Source organism: Pseudonocardia alaniniphila, assembly GCF_022524485.1.
Classification (GTDB): Bacteria; Actinomycetota; Actinomycetes; order Mycobacteriales; family Pseudonocardiaceae; genus Pseudonocardia; species Pseudonocardia alaniniphila.
Genome location: NZ_JAKXMK010000064.1, coordinates 1 through 23,354, shown reverse-complemented (window position 1 = coordinate 23,354; position 23,354 = coordinate 1). Strand labels below are relative to the sequence as shown.

Genomic DNA, 23,354 nt, shown 5'->3' with positions numbered 1-23,354 from the left:
CGTCACGCAGGCGATCCTAGCCTGCGGACGCGACACCCAACGCCTGAACGCGACATCGCGGACAACCCAGTCTCGAGGATTCGATACACGGTGCGATGCCGGCTGCGAGGCGTGTCACGCGGGCGCTGGAGATCATTCCGCAGACCGGCCCGCCCGCCCGCTCGACGAGGACGGACGAGACCACGGAGGGTGGCCCCTTCCTGAGTCGAGTCGATCTTGCCACCAGCCAGGCTTTCCTCTTTCTGGCAGTCCTTCCAATTGACAGTCCTACCAACGCACGAGCTCGCGGGGCAGTGGTCGGCCGCCGGGGGAATACGTCGACCCGGCGGGCAGCGTCGTCCGGCCGGGGCGGAAGCCTCTCCCGTTGACGCGCGGGTCCTCCGGCCGTGTCGCCGGCCGGAAAGAACCTCGATCCCGTATGTCATGTGCACTCTCCCCCGTCTCGGGGGCGACCGGTGCCCCGCGCCGGCACCACGTCACCTCGCGCTCGCAGCCGCGTATGAGGCGAAGCCCGAAACTCGCACTGTTGCGAAACTACTATGTAGCTGTGCATAGCTTGCGACGGTCAGTCTGCCGGTGACGGCAGCGCGGCGGTCGCCTGAGCGGCCAGCGCGTCTCGCACGGCATCGAACGGGCTGTCGTCACGCAGGCTGCGGGCCACGATCAGGGCACCCTGGGTGCCGGCGACCGTGGCGACGGCGAGCGGCGTCGCGGCGTCCGCGGGCACGCCCTTCTCGGTGAGACGGGCGGCCAGGGTGGCGACGATGTCCCGGACGCCCCGGCTGGTCACCGCGGTGAGCTGCGCGGAGTCGGGGGTGGTCTCGATGATGATCGGCGCGACGGCGCAGCCCTCCCGGTAGTCGCTGGCCACGAGGCCGCGACGGGAGGCGTCCACGAAGGCCTCGATGAGCTCCGCCGGCGTACGCGCGCGGAGGGCGGCACGGTTGACCTCCGCGATCAGCTCGGCCAGGTGCAGCAACGCCACCTCGACGCCGAGTTCCTCCTTGCCGCCGGGGAAGTGGAAGTAGACCGAGCCGCGGGGCGCTTCGCTGGCCTCCAGCACGTCGGAGAACGCCGTGGCCACGTAGCCGCGCTGCCGGAAGAGGCGGCGGGCGGCGGCGACCATGCGCGGTTTGGCGTCGCTTCGTCGAGGCATGCCACCATCGTACCTTTTGCACGCCAGGTTGACATGTATGTCGGCAGGTATATAACGTCGCCGACGGAGACCCACCGTGGGAGGTCGCACATGACTGGCACAGCACAGGCGGAGACCGAGCGCACCGGAGCTGCGGACGCCGTCGCATCGACCCCGGCCCCGGACGCGGCCCTGGTGACCCTGACGATGGACGGGGCCGTCGCGGTGGCGACCATGCGGTACGCACCCCACAACTTCCTGAACATGGAACTGCTCGACGCGCTCGTCGCCGCGGCCCGCGGGGCCGTTGCGCAGGGGGCCCGGGCGATGGTCGTGCGCAGCGGGCTGCGCAACTTCTGCGCCGGTGCTGACGTCCGGCTCTTCGAGAGCTCGCAGCGCGGTGAGGCGCCGACCGGCGACCTGACCACGCTGCTGAGCACCTTCGACGAACTGCCCATCCCGATCCTGGCCAGTGTGAACGGTGTCTGCATCGGCGGAGGGCTCGAACTCGCCCTGGCGTGCGACCTCATCGTCGCCGCCGAGTCCGCGAAGATCGGTTCGATCGAGGCGAGCGTCGGCCTGAACCCGCTGATGGGCGGGATACAGCGGGTGACCCAGCGGGCCGGCGCGGCACGGGCCAAGGAGATGGCGCTGCTGGGCCGCCGCTACGACGCGGCCACGATGGCGCGCTGGAACATCATCAACTGGGTCGTGCCCGACGAGCAGCTCGTCGACGTCACCGCCACGATCGCGCAGGAGCTCGCCCACGGCCCCACTGTCGCCCACGCCTCCACGAAGGCGCTGGTGTCGCACGCGGTCGAACACGGCGTGCGCGCGACCGACGAGGCCATGCACGAGCTGCAACGCGACATCTGGCGGTCCGAGGACCTCAAGATCGGCCTGGCATCGCTGCAGGCCGAAGGTCCCGGCGCCGCACGGTTCGAAGGGCGCTGACCATGGTCCTGCCCCTGGAAGGCATCCGCGTCGTCGACTTCTCCCGTGTCCTGGCCGGGCCACACTGCGGCAAGAACCTGCTCGACCTCGGCGCCGAGGTGATCAAGGTGGAACCGCCCCGCGGGGATCTGTCGCGCCTGGCGTTCCCCGTGCAGGGAGCGGTCAGCGGGTACTACGCACAGCAGAACGCGGGCAAGCGCAACGTCAGCATCGACCTCAACGTGCCCGAGGCACGGGAAGCGGCTCTGGCGCTGTGTGACACCGCCGACGTCGTCATCGAGAACTTCCGGCCCCGCGCCCTGGCGTCGTTCGGCCTGGACTACGCGGCGGTCGCGGCCCGAAACCCGAGCGTCGTGTACGCCTCCATCAGCGGATACGGGCAGCACGGCTCGTGGAGCAGCCGGATGGCCTACGCGCCGACGGTGCAGGCCGAGGTCGGTTTCACCAGGAACACGCTTCGCCATTTCGACCTCGAAGGGGACGAGCGACGCACCGACGCCCTGTCCCACGCCGACGTCTACGCGGGCCTGCACGCCGCGATCGCGGTGCTCGCCGCGCTGCGGCACCGCGCCGTCACCGGTGAGGGCCAGTACATCGACATCGCCATGGCGGCGGTGATCACGTCGATGAACGAGCGGGTGCACTACGACCTCAGCGGCATCGACCTCGGCCAGGAACGTCCCGTCCTCGGTGCCACCGACGCGCCGTTCTTCACGAGCCCGGAAGGCGACGAGTTCCTCGTCCCGATGAGCCTGGTCGGCAGCCTCACCTTCCCGTTCTACTGTCACGCCATGCGACGGGCGGACCTCAAGGACGATCCCCGGTTCGCCACGCCCGAGCTGCGCCGGCAGAACTATGCCGAGCTGTACTCGATCGTCCAGACCTGGATCAACACGTTCGGGGACATGGCGTCGCTGGACGCCCAGTTCGACGAGGGCAAGATCGCCACCGGCCGGGTACGCACGATGGGCGAGTTCGTCGAGACGGACTGGGCGAAGCAGTGGGGCGTGACCAGGACGGTGCCCGACCGGGCCGGGGGCGAGATCACCATCCCGGGACCGCCGTGGCACTTCAGCGGGCACACCGGTCCGTCGACCGAACAGGTGCCGGCGCTGCAGGGTGAGCACAACACCGAGGTGTTCACCGAGCTGGGCTTCGACGAGCACCAGATCGAGGCGCTGTACAAGAGCGCGGCTTTCGTCGAGCCCGGACGGACGCGCGACTGATGCGCTGGGTCACCTACTCCCCCGGGCCGGGCCAGGCGGCCCGAGTGGGTGTCGTGCACGACGGACACGTCCACGGGCTGCCCGGCGATCGACGCCTGCTGGACCTGCTCGCCCTGGGGCCCGAGGAGTTCGCCGCCACCGGGACGGCTGTGCTGGCCGACCCCACCGAGGTGGTCCCGCAGGACGCGGTGACGCTGTCCGCGCCGATCCCGGTGCCGCCCTCGATCCGCGACTTCATGGCGTTCGAGAACCACGCCGCCACGTCGGTGGAGGCGATCGGGCAGAAACTCGACCCCGTGTGGTACGAGGTCCCCGTCTTCTACTTCACCAACCCGGCGGCGGTCATCGCGCCGTCCGACCCGGTGGCGATCTCACCGGGCAGTACGGCGTTCGACTACGAGGTCGAGGTGGCAGCCGTGATCGGCCGGCCCGGCTCGGACATCTCCGTCGCGGCAGCGGGTGATCACATCGCCGGTTTCCTGATCCTGTGCGACTGGAGCGCTCGCGACATCCAGGCGCACGAGATGAGCGTCGGACTGGGCCCGGCGAAGGGCAAGGACTCGGCCACGACCCTGGGCCCGTGGCTGGTCACCGCCGACGAACTGGCGCCGGACCGGCGCGGCAACGGCTACGACAGGGGCATGACCGCGACGGTGAACGGCACGCTCTACAGCTCGGGCAACCTCGCCGACCTCTACTGGTCGTTCGAGGAGATGATCGCCTACGCCTCCCGCGGCACCCGTCTGGTGCCCGGGGACGTGATCGGCTCCGGCACGGTCGGCACCGGATGCATCCTCGAGCTGTCCCGGGTGCACGGTGCCGACCGGTATCCCTACCTCACCGCGGGTGACCGGGTACGGATCGCCGTCGACGGACTCGGCGAGATCGATACGAGCATCCGTCCCTCGGCGCCCGTCCACCCACTGCGGTGAGTCGATCATCTGGTGGCTGCTCACCGAAGCGGCAGGAGAGCTGCACGGCAAGAGGCGGGCGATGGCGGACAGCACCCTGATCCGAGGCGGCTCGATCCTCACCATGGACGCGCGGGACACCGAGCTGCCGGCCGGCGATCTGCTGGTCACCGGTGACAGCATCGCCGGTGTCGGCACCGAGCTGGACGCCCCGCCGGGCACCGAGGTGATCGACGCGACCGGGCTGCTGGTGCTGCCCGGCCTGGTGGACACCCATCGACACACCTGGCAGACACCACTGCGCCACCTCGGCGCCGAATGGTCGCTGGACGACTACGCGCGGCTGCTGTTGGGCGAGGTCGGCGCCCGGTACGAACCCTCGGACGTCTACGCCGGCACGCTGCTCGGTGCACTCGGCGCGTTGGACGCCGGGATCACCACGCTGGTGGACTGGGCGCACATCCAGAACTCGCCGGCGCACGCGGACGCCTCGGTGGCCGCCCTGCGCGACGCCGGCATCCGCGCGGTGTTCGGCCACGGGTGGTCCCTGCAGCGTGGCTGGACCGACAGTCCCGGGCCGCACCCCGCCGACATCCGCAGGGTCCGCACCGACCTGCTGGCCGACGACGACGCCCTGGTCACCCTGGCGATGGGTGCGCAGGCGCCTGACTTCGTCGGGATCGAGGGGACCGCGCGCGACTTCGCGCTGGCCAGGGAGCTGGACATCCCGATCACCTCGCACGTGGCCGGTGGGCGCGCCCAGGCAGGCCATCGGGGTATCGCCGAGCTGGAGCGGGCCGGGCTGCTCGGGCCGGACGTGACGCTGGTGCACGTCAACAGGGCGCCGGTGGAAGATCTGCGCCGGCTGGCCGACCACGGCGGGCACGTCTCGATCAGCCCGCAGCTCGAGCTGACCATGCCCGGGATGGGGTCCGACGTGGCAGTGCGCCGGATGCTGGCCGCCGGGCTGCGCCCGTCGCTGAGCGCGGACTCCGAGGTCTGCTCGGCGCCCGACCTGTTCACGCAGATGCGTATCGCGCTGGCCGTGCACCGGGCGGAGGCGCCGGAGGAGGTGCCGCTGCCGGCCAGAGAGGTGCTGCGGATGGTCACCGACTACGGAGCGCGTGCGGCCGGGCTGGCCGACCGGGTCGGCTCCCTGACTCCGGGCAAGGCGGCGGACGTGGTGCTGCTGCGCACCGACGGGCCCGGGTTCGCCCCGATGCGCGCGCCGGCCAATGCGGTCGTGCTCGCCGCCCACCCCGGCCTGGTCGACACGGTGCTGGTCGGCGGTCGGGTGGTGAAGCGGTCCGGCCGGCTGCTGGCGGACCTGGACCGCGCGCGCGACCTCGCGGCCGCCACCGCCGCCCGGTTCTCCGACGTCCTGATTCCCGTTCACCGGCGTTCCGGGTGACACCCCGCCGCGACAAAGGTCCGCGTCGTCCCCCACCAGGCAACAGTGCACCGGCTTCGCATTCCGGTTCGCGCTCGTCGACCTGACCTCTGCGGCCGGGGCTCTCGTCAGGCGGGCGGCCAGTTCTGCAGAGCGGCGTCGGCGACCCGGCAGGTCAGCCCCGCCGCAGCGGCGGATGCCACTGCAGAGCGCTGCGGGCAAGCGCAAGTTCGTGTGCCATGTCGGCGATGATGAGCTCGGCGTGCAGGTCGACCTGCTCTCCGCCGGGGGCGGGGTCGAGCGCGAGTGCCCGGTGCCTGTGCACGAGGGCCTCGAGCGCGTCGAGCAGGCAGTCGGCGATGTTCCGGCGGATGGACTCGCGCGGCGAGGCGGGCGAGGACAGGGACATGATCGCCTCCTGAGGACGGGGTCGGAGAATACTTCTGGCCCGCCACTTGATCAGGCCATTGGACGGACACCCAACGAGCAGCCGTAAGTGATGTTGCGCAGTACCGCGGCGGTGTCGGTCCCCTGCGCGGGTGTGCCGATCACCAGATGCATTCCCGGTGGGCCGGAGTACGTCAGGCGATGGCGCTCCATCCGGAGTTGTGGGGGCGAGCTGCTACTGGCATCTCCGCTGGTGAAGAACTGGGCGGCGAAGAATGCAGAGAATGTGGCGTAGATGTTCCGGTTCCGGCCTCACATGCGATGGGCGGCGCGAGCGATGGTCTCCCACACGTCGAGGTCCTCGACCAGGTCGACGTGCCGTCCGACCTGCACCTGCGGGCCGTAGCGGAAGATCAGCCCTGTCGCGCCGGAATCCAACCAGGCTGTGAGTCGCTGGGCGATCCGAGCGTGCGATCCGACGAGAAACACCTGGTCGACGAACTCGTCCGGCACAGCGGCCAACGCCTCGTCGTACCGGCCGGCTCCCGTCAGCTCGATCAACCGGTCGCAGAGTCCGGCGAAGCCCAGCGCCTCGGTCTGGAGGCGCATCTGTTCGGCCCACTCCACGACGTACGGGCGGAACCGGTCGAGCCCGGCCCGCACGTCGTCGCTGACCACCAGGTCGACGAGGGCCCAGATGTCGAAGTCCTCGCGGCTCTTGCCGGGAGCGCGCTCGAAGCCCGCCGCGAGCAACGGTTCGAACGTCGGCATCATCCCCGGTGCGAAGCCCCAAGGAAACCAGCCGTCCGCGATCTCAGCGGTCAGCGCGATCATCTGCGGTCCGACGGCGGCCAGCACGGCGGGCGGCTCGGGCCCGCGCTCCAGAGCGCTGACCCACGGCCGCACGCCCAGCGCCCCCTCCCCGGCGTACGGGATGCTGATCTCCGTGCTCTGGCAGTGGACGGTGTCGCCCAGCCGTACCCGGGTCGGCTCGGCGAACAACTCGGTGGTCTCGATCGCTTCGCCATCCGCCGCGTAGGACCCGGCGGTGCGGAACACCTGGCGCAGCACGTCGACGTAGTCGCGCATGCGGCGCACCGGCCTGCCCCACGGCCGGCCGTGCCAGCCTTCGCAGGAGCTGGGAAAACCGCTGCCCACACCGGCGATGACCCGGCCGCCTCCGGCCATCGCGTCGATGGTTCCCAGCGCCTGGGCGAGCACAGTGGGCGGCCGCGCGGTCAGGGTGGCGATGTGCGTGCCCAGGCTCAGCCGCTCCGTGACCGCCGCCAGGTAGCCGAGCGGGGTGAGCGCGTCGTTGCCGACGCCCTCGGCGGTGAACACCGCATCGAACCTGAACTGCTCGCACCGGCGGATGCGCTCGAGCGGGATCGTGAATCGGCGGTCCTGCCAGGGCACCTCGGTGGCGAGTTTCATCGTGGGCTCCCCCCGCGAACGGCGACCGGCCCACGATGCCGAGTCGGCACGCGAAGGCACATCCGTCGATCTACAGAGCCGGCCCTCCCCCCTTCGGCAGGGTCCCGCCGATCGACCGGCGGCGGGATCCGGGCATCTGACGCACGCGTCGTCGCATCTCGAGGCTGCTTCCCGCTCGGCCCGGGCCCGTCGACGCCGGTGCGCGACACAGGCCGGAATGCTCGCGTAGGTTGGTCGGACACGGAGCGTGTGACGGCCCGGCCCAACTACCCGTGTGAGACATGGCGACAGACCGACAGATCGAACGGCGCGGTATCGCGCCCTGCCCGGGCGTGAACGCGCTTCTCGACGCGATCACCGAGTTCCGGATGACCTCCTCGGCTCGGGCGCTGGTCGAGCAGGCCCCGGAGGCGATCGCAGGCTTGGGCTTCGACCGGGTCCTGGTGTCCCGCGTCCGCAACGGCATCTGGGTGCCGGAGTCCATGTTCGTCCGGCGCGATCCGCAGTGGGCAGCGGCGATCCTCCAGGCCGGGCGGGACGAGCCGACGACCCTGGACTCGGTGGTGGAGACCGACGTGGTCGACTCGGGCAGCACCTTCGTCGTGGACGAGGTCCAGACTCATCCGAGGGTCTGTCGGCCGATCGCCGTGATGTCCCGGTCGGACAACTACGGCGTCGCCCCTATCACCGTCGAGCACACGGTGATCGGCATGGTGCACGCCGACTGCTACCTCCAGGGGCGGCCGGTGCACCGCGAGGAGTGCGCCATGCTGGCCGTGGCGGCGGAGAGCCTGGCCGCGCACTTGAGCAGGCTGCTGCTGCTCGAGCAGTTGCAGGCGGTCCGGGACGCCGCCGGGCGATCATGGTCGACGACATCCACCGTCGTCGGGCGGAACGCCTCGGCGCCCGGCTCCGTGGTGAGGGAGCACACCGAGCTGACTCCCCGCGAGCTGGATGTCATGCGCTTGATGGCCGCCGGCGAGACCAACTACCAGATCGCCCGGCGGCTGGTGATCTCCGAGGGCACGGTGAAGACCCACGTGTCGAGCATCCTGAGCAAGCTCAATGCCGCGAATCGCGCGCAGGCCGTGTCGCTCTGGTTGAGCGCCCGACCCGCCTGAAGGAACCGGCCCGCGCGGCGCCGGGGCGGAGGCAAGATCAGCCTTGCCGTCCGGTGGACCGACCAGGAACGCGGCGTTCGTACACGACCGTGCCCGCGCACGAACGTTCTGGCGGAGCCGGGCATTCAACGGGAACCGGATCCGTGGCGCCGCTCCGCCCGGACGTGCCGGGGGCGTCGTGCCCGTGCGCGTCGCCGAGGGTGACGATCACCATATCGGACGGCGCTGATAGTCGGGGCCACGACCGGCTCGGCCAAATACCCCTCAGGAGTTATTCCGAGGCTCATTTGACGGGGTTAGACCTGAGGTCGTGGCCAGATGCACGAAGCCGCCCGCGATTGAGGGCCTGTGATGCCGACAAGCTTGATGATTCGCCCGTCCGAAGCAGCTTCGAGGAACTTTCGTGCTGCGGGTGTCTGGCGTGACGGTGGGCTGATCTCGGATCTGCGCAGGTGGCGCGGCGAGAAGCCGGATGCGCTCGCGATCAATGCCTATCGTGCCGACGGGGAGCCCGTGCGGATAAGTTACGACCGGTATGCGCGGAATGTCGAGCGATTCGCGGGTGCGTTGTACGAGTTGGGGGTGCGGCCGGGGCAGGTGGTGGCATGCCAGCTGCCCAACTGGTGGCAGGCGCAGGTGCTGCTGCTGGCGGCTACGCGGCTGGGTACGGTGGTGGCGCCGATCATGACCACGATCCGTCCGCGGGAGCTGGAGCGGATGCTGGATCGGTTGGGCGCGAGTGTGTTTGTCACGGTGGACGAATGGGCGGGATTCGCCCACGCCGCGGCGTTGCGGGAGATCGCTGCGCGGCTGCCACAGCTTCGGCATCGGGTGGTGATCGGAAGCCCGGCTGCGGACGAGATCGAGTTCGGGTCGTTCTTCGAGCAGACGCCATGGGAGCAGCACCATCCAGTGGCGCTGGACGACATGGCAGAGGATCCGGACCAGGTCGCCATGGTGCTGTTCACCTCCGGCACAACGGGCGAGCCCAAGGGCGCGCTGCACACGCAGAACACGTGCTACTCGGCCGCGTCCGGCGCGAGCGACGCCATGGAGGTCACGCGCCAGGATGCGTTCTTCGCGCCGCATTCGTTGATGCACGTGCTGGGGCAGTTCTGCTCGCAGATATCGTTGCTGGCCGGTGGATGCGTGGTCCTACTCGATTCATGGTCGGGCGAGCGGGGCCTCGCGGTACTCGCCGACAGCGCCTCGACACACCTTTTGGGCGCACCGTCATTCGTCTACGACGTGATCGCGGCCACCGGTGGTGCACGACCGGACCTGCCGGCGCTTCGTGCGGTCGGTTGCGGATCCACGAGCGTGCCCAAGCCTCTTGTCGCGGAGGTGGCGGATGTCCTCGGTGTGAAGTTGCGAACCGGGTGGGGCATGACCGAGGTCGGGGCCGTCTGCACCGCCACCCGTGACGACGATCCTGCGGACTGGGCGGCGCACAGCGACGGGCGCCCCATCAGGGGCATCGAACTCGATCTCCGCTCGGACGCCGACATCACGAACCAGCCCGCCCGGCTGTTCGTGCGCGGCGGGGCGGTGTGCCTGGCGACGGTGGGCCGGGACTCCGGGACGCTGACCGTCACCACCGATCTCGACAACGGCTGGTACGACACAGGTGATCTCGCGGTGCCGGACGGGCGTGACGGGATCCGGCTGATGGGCCGGGTCGGCGACCGGATCGGTGGAGTGTTCATGATCCCGGTCAACGATGTCGAGTCCGAGTTGCTCAAGCATCCCGCCGTGTCGGACGTCGCCCTGGTCGGCTACTCCGACGATAACGGCGGTGAGCTGGCATGCGCGGTGATCGTGCCGGCCACGACACCGCCGATCACCCTGGACGAGCTGAGGAAATACCTCTCCGACGAGGGCATGACCGACTGGTACCTGCCGACCCGCCTGGAACACATCGAGGCGCTGCCGCGCAACGACACCGGCAAGGTACGCAAAGAGCTCCTCCGGCGCTGGCTCCCAAACGAGATCGACGTCCCGGAAGTCAGGAGGACGACGGCGTCCTGATGCAGGCTCGCAAGCAGCAGTACCACTGCTTGAATTAGCTTGTCTCGCTAACGCCGGCGCCGAGAAATGGTCGCTCCGATTTCGGATCAGGGTTCCGCAGATCGGCGCGGCAGCTCTGAAGATTGCAGCTTCAGCGAGGAAGGCGACATTATAGCCGTGTACGTCTGCGAGCGCGCCGCTGCACTGGCGCAAGGTCGACCTCGACGGACGCCCGGACACCCACCCAGCAACGCCTCCCGCGGTCGCGGTGTACGGATCGATCCGGGGACTCGGTGACACCAAAACCGTGACGCACGCCGTCGACCCGCCATGCCACAACGCTGCGGGGACGCCCGACGACGCCACCGCCAGCGCGTGCCAACCCACCTCACTCGACGCCCATAACCGAGCGGATCGACGACCATCAACTCCAAGCTGTCCTCGACGAGGGCACCACCGCGACGGACGGCCTCTTCCCGCTCGGCGCCAGAAGCGACAGTCACTTACCAGGGAACCAAGATCGAGAGCGCCCGCCGGCCAATCGTCGGACAGGCCGAGGGACTACATCTCAAGTCAGGCATTTTCCACAGGTAGAAACGCTGATGGACGGCTGCCCCGACGTAGGGAACCGCCCATCGCGCCGTCGGGACGACAGGATTTCGACCTGTGACCCCTTTTGACCTCCGGCCTCGACCGAGCCGTTCTGCACCGTCTACGCCCGTGCCTGGCCTTCGAGCCTCCCAAGCCTCGGCAGGTTTTTCATCGAGCATCGCCATGGCCCGCCAGGGCTTTATGATGATAGCGTGTGCTACAGCTTCAGATATGCATGAACAGGACGTTTGGTTCATATGGGAGAGAGTCCAGGCGTGACGACTGAAAAACAGTCTCGGAACAAGAGAGTAACGCCAAGACAGCACGTACAGGAGCGACCAAGGGGCAATGTCGAAGCCGCGGACGTGCGAACGGCTCATACCATCCAACGTCTCATTTCTGCTCGCAATACACTCTCCCCTCGCCAGATTCTGCAACTTCAACAATCAGTCGGCAATCAGGTCGTCCATCAAGTTCTGACGGTCCAACGTGATGAAGCACATGGTGTAGCACCTACGCTTTCGGGCATCGAAGTACGTCAAGGGAATAGCAGGGGTGCAGTCATAAAGGCAACCGACACGTCCAAGGTGTTGTCAACTACGGACATGGGCCCCTGCGTAGCGGTTTGCGGCTACAACGGAAGCATCGCGTTCATGATCCACAGTGACTCCACCGGAAATTCCGGTTCGGGGAGGATGGACCTAATATCTGGCTTGCGCAGACTGGTCCCCAACATTGGTCTGGGAGACAACTTTTCTCTGACCTTGATCGGAGGCTCCGTGCAGGGCACAAAGCGGTACCTCGGAAGATCGGAGCACTTACCAAAAGCTCATATTATCGAAGGTGGGGAAGCTGACGGCGCCTACATTACATGGAGCGGCCTTGCGGCTCCTACCAAGAGAAGGCTGGCCGAAAGCATGGGTGTACCTTCTTTACAGGTTACCTACGACGAGTAAATTTGCGCACTTATCGCGGGAACTCTCCCGACAACAGGCAAGTGCGCAGCCTGAGATTGCCGACAATCAGACGTTGCAGACAAATTGCAAATCTCCGAGATAATCTGGCGCGGGCTTTCGACGCTCCCCCCTTCTGGCATTCGGACCAGCAGGTCGGCCCGCGGCAGGAACGCCCACGTCCTACGTCGGAGCACCCACGTGCTCGGCAGCCACCTATCCCTCTGGCCCCATTCCCGCCATGACGATCTGCGGCCGGCAGGGATGACCTCCCGCACGTCACACAGCTCTCCCCTTGCCGGCCGGCGGCCCATTGACGCGCGGACGCCCGGGAGCGGAGCGAGAGGGAGCGGCCGCGCATGCCGTCAGGCGCAGTCCGACCGGACCCCGGCAAGGGATGGCTTGACGCTCTCTGGCCCAGGCTGCTCATGCTCGGGCTGCGCCGCAGCGAAGCCTGCACCCTGCGCTGGGACGACGTCGACTTCGCCGCCCGCACCCTCCGGATAACTCAGGGCGCTGTGGGGTGTCGCCGTCATCAGGTCCTCTCCGGTGGCGTTCGGTCGGTGATCAGGAGCCGGTCGCTCGCGTTGTCCTGGAAGGCGGTGATCAGATCGACGAGCGCGGAGACGGTGGTCTGGCGTTTGGTGTCGGCATCGAGGTCGCCGATCAACCGCCCCCGGTTCATCACCAGCAGCCGCTGGCCGAGTTCGAGTGCGTGTTGCATGTTGTGGGTGATCATCAGCGTGGTTGTGCCCATTTCCGCGACCAGCTGTTCGGTGAGGCCGCGCACGCGGATCGCGGTGGCGGGGTCGAGCGCGGCGAGGTGCTCGTCGAGCAACAGCACGCGAGGCCGGGCCAGGGCGGCCATCACCATGGTCAGGCTCTGTCGCTGGCCCGCCGAGAGCAGCCCGACCTTGTCGGCCAGCCGGTTTTCCAGGCCCAGACCGAGGCGCGCCAGCTGCTCGCGCATCAGCGCGCGTTGTGTGCGGCCGAGCGCGAACCGCAGCCACCGGCGCCGGCCTCTGGCCATCGCGAGCGCCATGTTGTCCTCAATGCTCAGCCCGGGCGCCGTTCCGGCCCGCGGGTCGTCGAATACCCGCGCCACGCTGCCGGCCCGGCGGTACTCGGGCTGGCGGGTGATGTCTGTCCCGTCGAGCCGGACACGGCCCGCGGTTGGCCGCGTGGCGCCGGAGACGATCTGGACCAGGCTGCTCTTGCCTGCGCCGTTGCTCCCGATCACGGTAGCGAACTGGCCGTCGGCCAGGGTCAGCGTCAGTCCGTCGAGTGCAGTGATCTCGTCTGCGCGGCCCTGGTTGTAGACAAGCCGGACGTCGTGGATCTCCAGCATCAGGACGCCTGTATCGGCTCGCGGGCCAGGCCGCGGCCAACCCGGCGCAGGCCGGAGCCGAGGTAGCGGTGTGCGGCTACCGCGATCACCAGCGTCAGCGCGGTCATGCCCTTCAGGTCCGCGGCGGGCAGTCCGATCCGCAGAGCGCCGACCAGGATCAGCCGGTAGACCAGCGTGCCCACGAGCACGCAGATCAGGATCCGCCCGATCGCCGAGCCGTCCGGGCGCGCGATCAGCTCGCCGAGCAGGATCGCCCCGACACCGGCGACGAACGTTCCGACGCCCATGTTGACATCCGCGTACCCCTGGGTCTGCACCACGAGCGCGGCCCCGAAACCGGCCAGGCCGTTGGCGAGCACGAGTGCCAGCACGGTCATGGCCCGCTCGTCGACACCCTGGCTGCGGGCCATCCGGGGATTGGCCCCGCACACGCGCAGCGCGAGCCCGATCTCGGTGCGCAGAAACAACCCGTACAGCGCAAGCACCGCGGCGACGATCGCGGCGAGCAGCACCGAGGCCGAGATGTCCCCGCCGTGCCCGAACAGCGTCATGGCGCCCAGCAGACTCACCGTCGGCACGCCGAGCACGTGCAGCGTGACGCTGAACAGTCCGATGCTCATCACCAGCCCGGCGAGCAGGACCGGCACCTTCAGCACGAAGTGCAGCACAGCCGTGACGAGCCCCGCGAGCGCCCCGGCACAGGTGCCGGCCAGCACAGCGAGGACCGGACCGATCCCGGCCACAAGAGCGACCGCGGTGACGGCACCGCCGAGCGCGAAGCTCCCCTCGACGGTCAGGTCGAAGTCGCTGCGCAGTCGGAACACCGTGTGGATCCCGAGGAACACCACCACCAGCGGCAGACCGGTGACCAGGGTGTCCAGCAGCAGGTGCTCGAGCATCAGCGCACCGTCGCCGTGCTCAGGATGGCCTGCGGGAAGCTGAGACCGAGCTGGTTCATCGTCTTCTTGTTGATCGCGAACGTGATTCCGGTCGGGCGACCGAACGGGACCTCGCTCACCGGTGTCCCGGTCAGGACCCTTGCCGCTGCCTGGGCGGCCAGCACCCCGAGGGTCGGGTAGTCCGGCCCGATGCTCGCCAGCACGCCGTCGACGTTCGCATCCCCGCCGCACACGTAGACCGGGACGCCGGCCCCACCGACCGTGGAGCCAACCGCCGGAAGGCCCGCCAACACCGCCGCGTCCGGCCCGACGAGCACCGCGTCGGCGCGTCCGACGAGGCTGCGGGCCCCACTCGGGATGTCGGCGGATCCGGAGATGGTCGCTTCCACCAACTGGAGCCCGGGGTGTGCAGCGACAGCCCGGCGCAGGGCGTCAATCCAAATGACCATGTTCTGATTGGACGGGTCGTACACGGTGCCCAGCCGGGTCGGCGCCGGCCGGATCGTCATGATCGGGTCGAGGAGCCGCGCCGGGTCGACGTAGTCGATGCTGCCGGTCACGTTCCCGCCGGGCCGCTCCAGGCTCGTCGCGACGCCTGCACCCACCGGATCGCCTATCGCGAGCGCAAAGATCGGGCGGCGGGTCTCCTGACGAGCCAACGCGATCACGGCGGGCGTCCCGATCACCGCGAGGGCGTCGTCGTCCGAGCCGGCGAGATCCCGCGCCGCGCTCGCGATAAGGCTCTGATCGCCCTGCGCGTTGATCACATCGAACGTGACCGGCTTCGGTGCCATCGCCCGGGACAGTTCGTCCCGAAACGCGCGCACCGTCGCATCGATCACGGCGGCCGAGTCGATCTGCAACACGCCGATGTGGTAACTGGCGCGGTCGGCAAACGGTCTCACATCACCCGGAGGTCCTGCGCCGCACCCGGCAACAAACACCGAAACCAACAAAGATACGGCGGCCGCAGGCATCGCGCGGCGCCAGAAACGACGGGTCACGTTCCGACCTCCGGGTTGAGCGAGAAGAAGAACTTCTCGTAGGAAAAGGAGGGCAGCTCGACTGAAGAAGGATATGCTGCCTCTCCGGGTGTGAATGGCTCGCCACACGGTCCGCCTGCACAAGGGCGTCGCTACGGCACTGGCAGGAGGGTGCGCCGGGCCTCAGATCGTGTCTCGTGCTCGGTCGTTGACAGAAAGGCCACGCAGCAGGGCCAGGATGGTGCCGCTGACCGGGGTGGGGATGCCGTGCCGGCGGGCCAGGCGTACCACCGTGCCGGTCAGTCCTTCGTGTTCCAGGCCTCGGTTGTTCTCCAGGTCCTGCAGCATCGAGGTGGTGCCGTGCGGATCGAACGCTTGGAGCCTGGCAAGTGCCTCCGAGGGCGAGGACTCGTCGAACCGGGCCCCGACCGCCCGTCCCACCTGGACGGTCTCTTCCAACAGAGCCAGGGCCAGTTCGGCGACCGGAGGTTCGCCGAGCACCTCGAGCCGCCGGCAGGTCAGGACGGTCAGCGGGTTCGCTGTGGCGTTGATGAGCAGTTTGCGCCAGGCCTGAGTGGTGAAGTCGGGTTCGGTTTCGGCGACGATGCCGCTGTCGTTGCACAGCCGGGCGGCCTGCCGGCCGATCTCGTCATCGGGCAGCACCAGCTCAGGATCGGCGTGCCGAATTTGCACGCTGCCCACCGCGAGTCGCTCGGCGATGAAGTAGATCAGCGCGGGCACGACGGGCACGGTGGTGAGTTCGGCGAACCGCTCGCGGTGGTCGACCCCGTTCTGGGCGGCGACGATGCGGGTGGTCGGGCCGACCAGCGCGGGTAGCCACTTGGCCGCCGCCGGCGTGTGCGGCAGTTTGGTGGCCACGAAGACCCAGTCTGCGGTGGTGTCCGCCTGGGCCGGATCGGTGTGCCAGCGCACCGGGTAAGCCCGAGGGCCGTCGCCCTCATCGATCACGACCACTGGCCGCTCCGGCGCGGTCCGACTGCCGGCCACTACGCGGTGTCCGGCACGTGCGAACCAGGCGGCCAGGGCCGTGCCCACCGCACCGGTGCCGACCACAGCGATGGTTTCGGTTGTGGCGGCGGCCTCGGCGCTGGTGGGTGGGCTCGACATGGGAATCCCTTTTGTTGATTAATTGCCAATATATTCAGCGATGGGTGAATGTGGCCCAGAGTGCCCTTTACGACAATACGCCGGGATGTCAGAAATTAGTGGCCCATATCCTCCGCAGCAGTTGTCATGGCTCGAGCCTAGAAAGCAAGCGCGTAGTGTGGCATGGATAGACCAGCCAGCTTCCATCCTGGCATTGTGGGGTTTCTCCATATGACAACATGGCTCGATCTCCTGCTGGCCGACGTCCCGGTCGAGGACATGCACCGTCATGGGGAGGGGCTGGCGGAGGGCGAGCGGCAACTCGAGGCTGCGTTGCAGCTACGCGCGCTGCTCGAGCAGCGTCGCCGCAGAGCTGCCGAACTGACGGCGCTGAACGACATGGCCGCACAACTGACGAGCACACATGTCGTCGACGATCTCCTTCAGGAGATCACGGTGCAGGCCCGGCGGCTGCTCGGTGTCGACCTGGCCTACATCGGCCTGATCCGCGGCGACGAGACCGTCTTCGAGGTCGTCAGCGGCGGCTTGACCACACAGTTGCTCGGTCGACGTATCCCACGGTCAGCAGGAATGCTCGGCCTCGTCATCGGGCGTGGCGAGCCGTACTGGACCAGCGACTACCCCGGCGACCCGTCGTTCACGGGGTTCGACGACATCGCCACCGCGGAGCAACTCCATGCGCTGCTCGGCGTTCCACTGCAGATCCGCGAGCGGGTGCTCGGAGCGTTGTTCGTCTGTAAACGCACCGAACGTCACTTCACCGACGAAGAGATCGGTCTGCTGGCCTCGCTAGCATCGCATGCCGCGATCGCGATCGACAACGCGACCACGCTGCAGCGCTACCGCGAGACTGCGGCACAACTGGAGGCGGCGAACCGGCGACTCGAACGAACCCTCGCATGGGACCGGCAGCTCACCCGAGTTGTCCTGCGTGGGGGCGGGGTCGAGGATCTGGTGGCCGAGATCGCCGCCGCGGCCAGCGGCCGAGTCGTCCTCCTCGACAAGGGTGCGCCCGCGCCGGCGGATCTCGCGCAGCGCTTCCCGGCGCTGCCGGAGGCACTCGCGTCGATCAGCGTGCACCCCCGATCAGGACCCTCTGCGCTCGGTGAGGGTTCCGACGCAGTGCTCGTCGCCGGGGTCGTCGCCGACCGTGAGGTACTTGCCGCGCTGCTCGTGGTCGACAGCGAGGACGACGCAGACGACCTGCTGCTGCTCGAACGAGCAGCTCCGGCGGTGGCACTCGCGATGGTCGGGGAACGCGCGGTGTCCGAAGCGACCCGCCTGACCCGGGACGCGATGGTGATCGACCTGTTGACCCGGCCCGCGTCCGAGCCGAGGGCGTTGCGGCAGAGGATGCGCAACGCCGGTCTCGACCCCGCTACCGCTTACTGCGTCATCGCCGCCGCCCGGCAAGGCGAAGTACCTCGCGATAGTCGCGACGACTTGAGTACAGGGCTACCGGCGCACAGCGTGGTCGTGCCCGACGGCGACCGACTTGTCGCGATCGTTCCCACGCACGAACCGAACGCCCTGGTGCGTGACTGGAGCGCTGGTTCACGACATGGAGCGACCGCCGGCGTATCCGGGCCCGCCGAGCGGCCCATGCAGCTGCATAACTGCTACACCGACGCAGTTGCCACGCTGGACGCCCTGTTGACGCTCGGGCGACACGGCGAGGCGGCCACGGCAGAGCAACTCGGCCTCTACCGGATCCTGCTGACCCACACCGGACGGCGCGCGCTGCACGCGCAGTTCGACCACGAGCTCAGCCCTGTTCTGTGCGAGCAGCAGCGCCGCAGCATCCCCATGTTGGCGACAATGAAGGCATATCTCGACCATGGGGGCCGGGTAGCTCCGGCGGCGCGGGCGCTGGGAGTCCACGTCAACACGATCTACCAGCGCGTCGCGGTACTGGACGACCTGCTCGGCGACTCCTGGCGTGAGCCGCCCCGCTCCCTGGACCTCCACATCCTGCTACGGATCATGTCAACGCCCGGTCTCACACAGGCATGACATGGCGAAGGCAACTGTTCGGGGTGTCGCACTCCGCTGCGCATCGCGGCCAGCAGGAGATCGAGCCATGTTGTGATGTAGAGAAACCCTACAATTCCAGGATGAAAGCTGGCTGGTCTATCCATGCCACATTATGCGCTTGCCTTCTAGGGTCGAGCCATGACAACAGATGCTCGTGAGGCCCCGGTCGAACAGCGAGGGCGGCACGGCGAGGTGAACGTTTTCCGGGCCGGTGCCAGTGGCCTGCCCACCCCACCGCAGAATCTGAGCTCCGCCGAGGAGCGACTTCTGCGCAAGCGGGAACTCGCCGCAGCCTTTCGCCTCTTCGGAGAGCTCGGATTCTCAGAGGGAGTCGCCGGCCACGTCACGGCACGTGATCCCGAGTATCCCGACCACTTCTGGCTCAACCCGTTCTCGATGAGCTTCAGCAAGATCCGGGTCTCGGATCTGCTGCTGGTGAACGAGCAGGGCGAGGTCGTCCAGGGCAATGGCGTGGTCAACCAGGCCGGCTTCTACATCCACTCCGCGGTGCATCAGGCGCGGCCGGACGTGGTCGCCGCCGCACACGCCCATTCGCTGCACGGCAAGGCATTCGCCTCGCTCGGGGTGCCACTCGACCCGATCACACAAGATGGTGCGGCGTTCTATCGGGATCTCGGGCTCTACACCGAATACGGCGGCCCGGCGCGCTACCAGGAGGAGGGCCGGCGCATTGCCACCGCAGTCGGGGATACCAAGGGCGCGATCCTGCGCAACCACGGGTTGATCACCTGCGGACACACCGTCGGTGAAGCAGCGTGGTGGTTCATTACGCTCGAGCGCTCGTGCCAGGCGCAACTGCTGGCGATGGCGGCGGGCACTCCGATCAGCATCGACGACGAGACTGCGGAGTTCACACGCAAGGAGGTCGGGTCGCATTACGCCGGCTGGCTGAGCTTCCGTCCCCTATGGGACCAGATCACCACCCAGCAGCCTGACTTGTTCGACTAGCGCCGGTTCGATTTGATGTCGGACTTGAGATGCGTAGGCGTAGGCGTAGACAGCATGCACACGGACTGATCAATGTTGACGGTGTCTCGGCGTAGCAACGGCGCGTCATAGGGTCGGCGGGTGTCCGGGGTGAATCCGAACGTCAACTCCGGAATACGGCATCTCCCCATTCAGGTTCGAGTGTCAGCAGGAGCCTGTCGGCGCACCATCTCGGTGATCCAGATGGGCGCGAACGGAGACGTACAGCCCGGGGAAGTCGGGTAGCCCTTGAGCACCTCCAGGCGCTCACCGATGTCGATTGCACGGGCGCGGTACTCCGCGTGCTCGATCCCGATCTGAGCCAGGCAGTGGTTCATCGCCCACTGCAGGCGATCCGGGGCGTCTTTCATCTCCGCCTCGATGACGTCGAGCAGCCCTGCGAGGTCGAGGCCACCAGGCCTCTTCGTCACGCGGTCGGTGGTCAACGCCCAGCCGGCACTCGCGACCACTGGATCCGGATCGGATGACCAGGCCAGGCGCAACGATTCGGAGTGCGGGTTCTTCTTCACCACGTAGCTCACGAACCAGTCGTGCACCTTGGGTGCGCGCGCCTCCCGCAACATGACGTCCAACTCGTCACGCTCGAACACCTTCGGGCGGCAGATCAGGATCGCCAGCAGTCTCGCCGCGGTGTCATCCACCTCCCAGAGCCGGCATGCGAGTTCCGGCTGCGTCTTCAGCCGCTTCGCGAGCGCGCGCAGCTTGCTGAGGTTCACACCGTGATCGTCACCGTGTTTCTCGCTCACCTCACGTGTCTTCGGGTCCTCGAGTTCGGCCAGCTCGGCCATCACCTCGGCCACCATCGTCTCGACCCGCGTCGTCTCGGCCCGCGTCGGCTCGGCCACCTCACCCTCCTATCCATCACGGGAGCATCGACACCCCGAGCCGGCCCTGTGCTGCGTCGCGGGATGTCGGGGATGTCTGGCACGGTATCGGCTATTGACAGCGGCCCTGCGCGAAACCTGGTATTCGGTCGTGGCCGCCCATCGCACCGGTGACCGCGCCTTGAGGCCATGCTGTTGTGGGCAGAGCTTCGATTGCGCGTACACGGCACATGCCTCGACCAGCAAGCACGCATCACAGTGAGCACCTGGACCCGAGCATGGGATTGACAGACGTGATCCCGGCTCACCCACCGACAATCGAGCGTGCGGCCGAATCGCCATTCACGGCGGTTCGACGTGGTCCTGGATACCGTCGGCACCCAACTGAACGCCTACCGCGCGCTGCTGCTATCCGGCGGCCGAATGATCACCGTCGCCCCACATCCCACCGATACCTTGGCGACGCTCGCCGTCCGTACGACCAGCGCCGTGCACGGACCTCGCCGGGTGCCGATGTTCAGCGGCAACCCCAAGCGTCCACTGCTCGACGACCTCGCGACGTACGTGGTGGACGGGAAGCTGCGCCCCCGGGTGGACGCTGTCTTCTCACTCGACGACGTCGCCTCGGCGCATCAGGCATTCGCGGACGGCGTGGTACGGGGGAAATACGTCGTGCGCGTGGGTCGAGGAACGCTCGACGTCCGGGCAGGAGCAGTTGCCGGAGCTTGGTGGGATCCACATCGGTGAGCCGACGACATTGCGACAAGCGATCGTCCTCTGACCAGCGTCGCCATCGTTGCGACGCGCCGTGATCCACGCCCGCCACAGGACATCCCGGCGACGGATCTTGTCCCACAGCGAGTGGAACCGTCGCCCGGGATCGGCCTTGGCCGCCCGGCAAGACGCAAACTGCAAGGCTCGAACCGGAGCGCTGCGGGATCCCCCGACGCGGTGTGACTAGCGCGGCCTCAGCCCATCGACGACGACGGTGAGCATGCGGTCGAGTTGGGCGCGCTGCTCGGGCGCGCCGGCCACGGAAAGCACGCCGGCGAGGATGCCGCCGACGTCGACCGGATCGACATCGCCGCGCAGTTCTCCTGCTTCGACGCCGGCCTCGAGCACGATCCCCAGGACTCGCTGGACCTCATCGCAGACTGGTCCGGTGCCGAAGCGTCCGGAAGCGCTCATGGCGACCAGGGCTTCGCAGATTCCGCGCCGTTCACCCGCCCACTCGGCGAAGCGGCACATCCAGGCGTGGAGAGCTTGGGCAGGCCGCTCGGTGGCCAGGAGGACTCGCGCATCCTCGCGCAGAGGGCGGATCTGGTCGCGGTAGACCTCTTCGACCAGGTCCTCCCGGGTGGGGAAGTGTCGGTAGAGGGTGCCGCTTCCCACACCCGCGCGCTTGGCGATCGCGTCCAGCGAGATCGCCTGTCCGGACGCGAAAGCCTCAGCGGCTGTGGCGATCAGGCGCTCGCGGTTGCGTCGGGCATCGGCACGCAGGGTGCTCCGTGGAGGTGTCATGGCCTTCGCGATCGGGAGTGTCGGGGCGAGGTGCGGCGACGAAACGGGGACATCTCCGGTTGAGTGTACAGTCGCGTAAACGGCGACCTCCCCGGTTACCGATGACGCCCCGACCCTCGACCGCTCGAAGAAAGGCCTCCCGTGCCCGCAGCGCTCGTCACCGGTGGCACGACCGGAATCGGCAGAGCGACCGCGGGGCCATGGGCTCGGCGCCTGAAACGGGGGCTCGCCGACCGCCGGTCCGCACCTCTGACGTCAGAAAATCACATCTGCAGGAGAACACGATGCCACTCACTCTCGACACCTACCGGCAGCTGGGGCGTTCCGGCCTGCGGGTCTCGCCGCTCGCGCTCGGGGCGGCCACCTTCGGCAACGACTGGGGCTGGGGCGCGGAGCAGGACGTGGCACGGAAGTTGTTCGACCTCTACGTCGAGCGCGGCGGGAACTTCATCGACACGGCGGTCACCTACACCAACGGCACGTCGGAACGCATGCTCGGTGAGTTCGCCCGGGACAGACGAGACAGCTTGGTCCTGGCCACGAAGTACACGACCCTGCGCCGGCCTGACGACCCCAACTCCGGTGGCGCGAGCCGAAAGAGCCTCTTCGGGGCGGTCGAAACCAGTCTGCGACAGTTGAACACCGATTACATCGACCTGCTCTACCTGCACGTCTGGGACCCCACCACCCCGGCGGAGGAGATCCTTCGGGGTCTGGACGACCTGGTCCGGCAGGGCAAGGTCCTCTACGTGGCCATCTCCAACACCCCGGCCTGGCAGATCTCACGCATGCAGACGATCGCCGACCTGCGCGGCTGGTCGCCGCTGGTGGCACTGCAGCTGGAGTACAACCTGGTGGAGCGCACCGGGGAGCGTGACCTCATCCCGATGGCGAAGGAGCTGGGGCTGGGGACGGTCTTGTGGTCGCCGCTGGCGGGAGGGGTGCTCACCGGCAAGTACAGCCGCCAGGACTTGACCACGCCGCCGTCCGACCAGAGCGAGAGCGTTCGCAAGAGTTTCAACGTGGCCCTCGGCGGAGTGACCGAGCGCGCCCTCGCCATCGTGGACGTGGTCAAGGAGGTCGCCGATGAGCTGGGTCGCACGCCAGCGCAGGTGGGGCTCGCCTGGACCCTGCAGAACCCGGGGGTGACGGCGCCGATCATCGGGGCTCGAACCGCTGAGCAACTGCAGGAGAACCTGGGAGCTCTGGAAGTCGACCTCACCCCGTCCCATATGGCGCGTCTGGACGAGGTCAGCGCGATCGACCTCGGATTCCCTCACGCCATGCTCGCGAGCGACCACATCCGCGTCCAGACCCGCGGCGAGCTGAAGATCCAGGCCCGCCGCTGACGATCGACCAAAGCGCCAGGGGACGGCACTACCGCTGCCCCGTGGCGATGTCCGTCCCCGGGACGCCGGCCACCAGGGCGTGTCCTGTAAGGGTCGTGACCTGCGGTAGATGATCATGCTCTGGTGGTAGGGCGTGGGGAGCTGACTGACA

The 23,354-nt window shown here is 68.1% G+C and carries 19 protein-coding genes; 10 read left to right on the top strand and 9 right to left on the bottom strand.

Features of this window, described 5'->3' with window-relative positions:
• Positions 1–565: 565 nt before the first annotated feature.
• Positions 566–1,156 carry a TetR/AcrR family transcriptional regulator gene (locus tag MMF94_RS42100; RefSeq protein WP_241043114.1) on the bottom strand — a complete coding sequence of 197 codons (591 nt, stop codon included), beginning with the start codon at positions 1,154–1,156 and terminating at the stop codon, positions 566–568.
• Positions 1,157–1,246: 90 nt separating this feature from the next.
• Between MMF94_RS42100 and MMF94_RS42095 the strand changes: the two genes are divergently transcribed.
• The 4 genes from MMF94_RS42095 (at position 1,247) to MMF94_RS42080 (ending at position 5,637) form a co-directional block, all read left to right on the top strand.
• Positions 1,247–2,089, top strand: coding sequence for an enoyl-CoA hydratase/isomerase family protein (locus MMF94_RS42095; protein WP_241043113.1), 843 nt, complete (start codon positions 1,247–1,249; stop codon positions 2,087–2,089).
• Between the two features lie 2 nt (positions 2,090–2,091).
• Positions 2,092–3,315, top strand: a complete 1,224-nt coding sequence (locus tag MMF94_RS42090; protein ID WP_241043112.1) for a CaiB/BaiF CoA transferase family protein — start codon at positions 2,092–2,094, stop codon at positions 3,313–3,315.
• On the top strand, positions 3,315–4,247 hold the full coding sequence (locus tag MMF94_RS42085) for a fumarylacetoacetate hydrolase family protein (RefSeq protein ID WP_241043111.1): 933 nt from the start codon (positions 3,315–3,317) through the stop codon (positions 4,245–4,247). The genes MMF94_RS42090 and MMF94_RS42085 overlap by 1 nt, the downstream gene beginning before the upstream one ends.
• A gap of 61 nt (positions 4,248–4,308) precedes the next feature.
• Positions 4,309–5,637, top strand: coding sequence for an amidohydrolase family protein (locus MMF94_RS42080; RefSeq protein ID WP_241043110.1), 1,329 nt, complete (start codon positions 4,309–4,311; stop codon positions 5,635–5,637).
• Positions 5,638–5,791: 154 nt separating this feature from the next.
• On the opposite strand, the gene MMF94_RS42075 is transcribed toward MMF94_RS42080, so the two are convergent.
• Positions 5,792–6,025, bottom strand: coding sequence for a hypothetical protein (locus MMF94_RS42075; RefSeq protein WP_241043109.1), 234 nt, complete (start codon positions 6,023–6,025; stop codon positions 5,792–5,794).
• Between the two features lie 290 nt (positions 6,026–6,315).
• Positions 6,316–7,437, bottom strand: a complete 1,122-nt coding sequence (locus MMF94_RS42070; RefSeq protein ID WP_241043108.1) for an LLM class flavin-dependent oxidoreductase — start codon at positions 7,435–7,437, stop codon at positions 6,316–6,318.
• A gap of 281 nt (positions 7,438–7,718) precedes the next feature.
• On the opposite strand from MMF94_RS42070, the gene MMF94_RS42065 reads away from it, so the two are divergent.
• Positions 7,719–8,558, top strand: coding sequence for a response regulator transcription factor (locus MMF94_RS42065; RefSeq protein ID WP_241043107.1), 840 nt, complete (start codon positions 7,719–7,721; stop codon positions 8,556–8,558).
• Between the two features lie 351 nt (positions 8,559–8,909).
• Positions 8,910–10,586, top strand: a complete 1,677-nt coding sequence (locus MMF94_RS42060; protein WP_241043106.1) for an AMP-binding protein — start codon at positions 8,910–8,912, stop codon at positions 10,584–10,586.
• Positions 10,587–12,644: 2,058 nt separating this feature from the next.
• Here MMF94_RS42060 and MMF94_RS42055 read toward each other — a convergent pair.
• From MMF94_RS42055 to MMF94_RS42040, 4 genes are all read right to left on the bottom strand, one after another.
• Positions 12,645–13,457, bottom strand: a complete 813-nt coding sequence (locus MMF94_RS42055) for an ABC transporter ATP-binding protein (protein WP_241043105.1) — start codon at positions 13,455–13,457, stop codon at positions 12,645–12,647.
• Complete coding sequence (locus tag MMF94_RS42050; RefSeq protein WP_241043104.1) at positions 13,457–14,356, bottom strand: ABC transporter permease; 900 nt, start codon at positions 14,354–14,356, stop codon at positions 13,457–13,459. Before MMF94_RS42050 ends, MMF94_RS42055 begins: the two co-directional genes overlap by 1 nt.
• Positions 14,356–15,360 (bottom strand): ABC transporter substrate-binding protein, encoded by a 1,005-nt coding sequence (locus MMF94_RS42045; protein WP_241043103.1) that lies wholly within the window; start codon positions 15,358–15,360, stop codon positions 14,356–14,358. Before MMF94_RS42045 ends, MMF94_RS42050 begins: the two co-directional genes overlap by 1 nt.
• A 162-nt stretch (positions 15,361–15,522) precedes the next feature.
• Complete coding sequence (locus tag MMF94_RS42040; protein WP_241043102.1) at positions 15,523–16,467, bottom strand: 2-dehydropantoate 2-reductase; 945 nt, start codon at positions 16,465–16,467, stop codon at positions 15,523–15,525.
• A 210-nt stretch (positions 16,468–16,677) separates the two neighbouring features.
• On the opposite strand from MMF94_RS42040, the gene MMF94_RS42035 reads away from it, so the two are divergent.
• Both MMF94_RS42035 and MMF94_RS42030 read left to right on the top strand, forming a co-directional pair.
• On the top strand, positions 16,678–18,480 hold the full coding sequence (locus MMF94_RS42035; protein WP_241043101.1) for a helix-turn-helix domain-containing protein: 1,803 nt from the start codon (positions 16,678–16,680) through the stop codon (positions 18,478–18,480).
• Positions 18,481–18,639: 159 nt separating this feature from the next.
• Positions 18,640–19,470 carry a class II aldolase/adducin family protein gene (locus MMF94_RS42030; RefSeq protein WP_241043100.1) on the top strand — a complete coding sequence of 277 codons (831 nt, stop codon included), beginning with the start codon at positions 18,640–18,642 and terminating at the stop codon, positions 19,468–19,470.
• A gap of 170 nt (positions 19,471–19,640) precedes the next feature.
• Here MMF94_RS42030 and MMF94_RS42025 read toward each other — a convergent pair whose 3' ends face one another.
• Complete coding sequence (locus MMF94_RS42025) at positions 19,641–20,312, bottom strand: DNA alkylation repair protein (protein ID WP_241043115.1); 672 nt, start codon at positions 20,310–20,312, stop codon at positions 19,641–19,643.
• A 345-nt stretch (positions 20,313–20,657) separates the two neighbouring features.
• Between MMF94_RS42025 and MMF94_RS42020 the strand changes: the two genes are divergently transcribed.
• Positions 20,658–21,080, top strand: a complete 423-nt coding sequence (locus tag MMF94_RS42020; RefSeq protein WP_277398966.1) for a zinc-binding dehydrogenase — start codon at positions 20,658–20,660, stop codon at positions 21,078–21,080.
• A gap of 210 nt (positions 21,081–21,290) precedes the next feature.
• Here the strand turns inward: MMF94_RS42020 and MMF94_RS42015 are convergent, their stop codons facing one another.
• Positions 21,291–21,854 carry a TetR/AcrR family transcriptional regulator gene (locus tag MMF94_RS42015; RefSeq protein ID WP_241043098.1) on the bottom strand — a complete coding sequence of 188 codons (564 nt, stop codon included), beginning with the start codon at positions 21,852–21,854 and terminating at the stop codon, positions 21,291–21,293.
• A gap of 284 nt (positions 21,855–22,138) precedes the next feature.
• Here MMF94_RS42015 and MMF94_RS42010 point away from each other — a divergent pair, with 284 nt between their 5' ends.
• Positions 22,139–23,203: an aldo/keto reductase gene (locus MMF94_RS42010; RefSeq protein WP_241043097.1), complete on the top strand. Its 1,065-nt coding sequence runs from the start codon at positions 22,139–22,141 to the stop codon at positions 23,201–23,203.
• The last annotated feature ends 151 nt before the right edge of the window (positions 23,204–23,354 follow it).

What these genes read in the sequence shown, in the direction of transcription:
- MMF94_RS42100 (WP_241043114.1), bottom strand. Translation starts at nt 1,156, where the DNA reads ATGCCTCGACGAAGCGACGCCAAACCGCGCATGGTCGCCGCCGCCCGC.
- MMF94_RS42095 (WP_241043113.1), top strand. Translation starts at nt 1,247, where the DNA reads ATGACTGGCACAGCACAGGCGGAGACCGAGCGCACCGGAGCTGCGGAC.
- MMF94_RS42090 (WP_241043112.1), top strand. Translation starts at nt 2,092, where the DNA reads ATGGTCCTGCCCCTGGAAGGCATCCGCGTCGTCGACTTCTCCCGTGTC.
- MMF94_RS42085 (WP_241043111.1), top strand. Translation starts at nt 3,315, where the DNA reads ATGCGCTGGGTCACCTACTCCCCCGGGCCGGGCCAGGCGGCCCGAGTG.
- MMF94_RS42080 (WP_241043110.1), top strand. Translation starts at nt 4,309, where the DNA reads ATGGCGGACAGCACCCTGATCCGAGGCGGCTCGATCCTCACCATGGAC.
- MMF94_RS42075 (WP_241043109.1), bottom strand. Translation starts at nt 6,025, where the DNA reads ATGTCCCTGTCCTCGCCCGCCTCGCCGCGCGAGTCCATCCGCCGGAAC.
- MMF94_RS42070 (WP_241043108.1), bottom strand. Translation starts at nt 7,437, where the DNA reads ATGAAACTCGCCACCGAGGTGCCCTGGCAGGACCGCCGATTCACGATC.
- MMF94_RS42065 (WP_241043107.1), top strand. Translation starts at nt 7,719, where the DNA reads ATGGCGACAGACCGACAGATCGAACGGCGCGGTATCGCGCCCTGCCCG.
- MMF94_RS42060 (WP_241043106.1), top strand. Translation starts at nt 8,910, where the DNA reads ATGCCGACAAGCTTGATGATTCGCCCGTCCGAAGCAGCTTCGAGGAAC.
- MMF94_RS42055 (WP_241043105.1), bottom strand. Translation starts at nt 13,457, where the DNA reads ATGCTGGAGATCCACGACGTCCGGCTTGTCTACAACCAGGGCCGCGCA.
- MMF94_RS42050 (WP_241043104.1), bottom strand. Translation starts at nt 14,356, where the DNA reads ATGCTCGAGCACCTGCTGCTGGACACCCTGGTCACCGGTCTGCCGCTG.
- MMF94_RS42040 (WP_241043102.1), bottom strand. Translation starts at nt 16,467, where the DNA reads ATGTCGAGCCCACCCACCAGCGCCGAGGCCGCCGCCACAACCGAAACC.
- MMF94_RS42035 (WP_241043101.1), top strand. Translation starts at nt 16,678, where the DNA reads ATGACAACATGGCTCGATCTCCTGCTGGCCGACGTCCCGGTCGAGGAC.
- MMF94_RS42030 (WP_241043100.1), top strand. Translation starts at nt 18,640, where the DNA reads ATGACAACAGATGCTCGTGAGGCCCCGGTCGAACAGCGAGGGCGGCAC.
- MMF94_RS42025 (WP_241043115.1), bottom strand. Translation starts at nt 20,312, where the DNA reads ATGGTGGCCGAGGTGATGGCCGAGCTGGCCGAACTCGAGGACCCGAAG.
- MMF94_RS42015 (WP_241043098.1), bottom strand. Translation starts at nt 21,854, where the DNA reads ATGACACCTCCACGGAGCACCCTGCGTGCCGATGCCCGACGCAACCGC.
- MMF94_RS42010 (WP_241043097.1), top strand. Translation starts at nt 22,139, where the DNA reads ATGCCACTCACTCTCGACACCTACCGGCAGCTGGGGCGTTCCGGCCTG.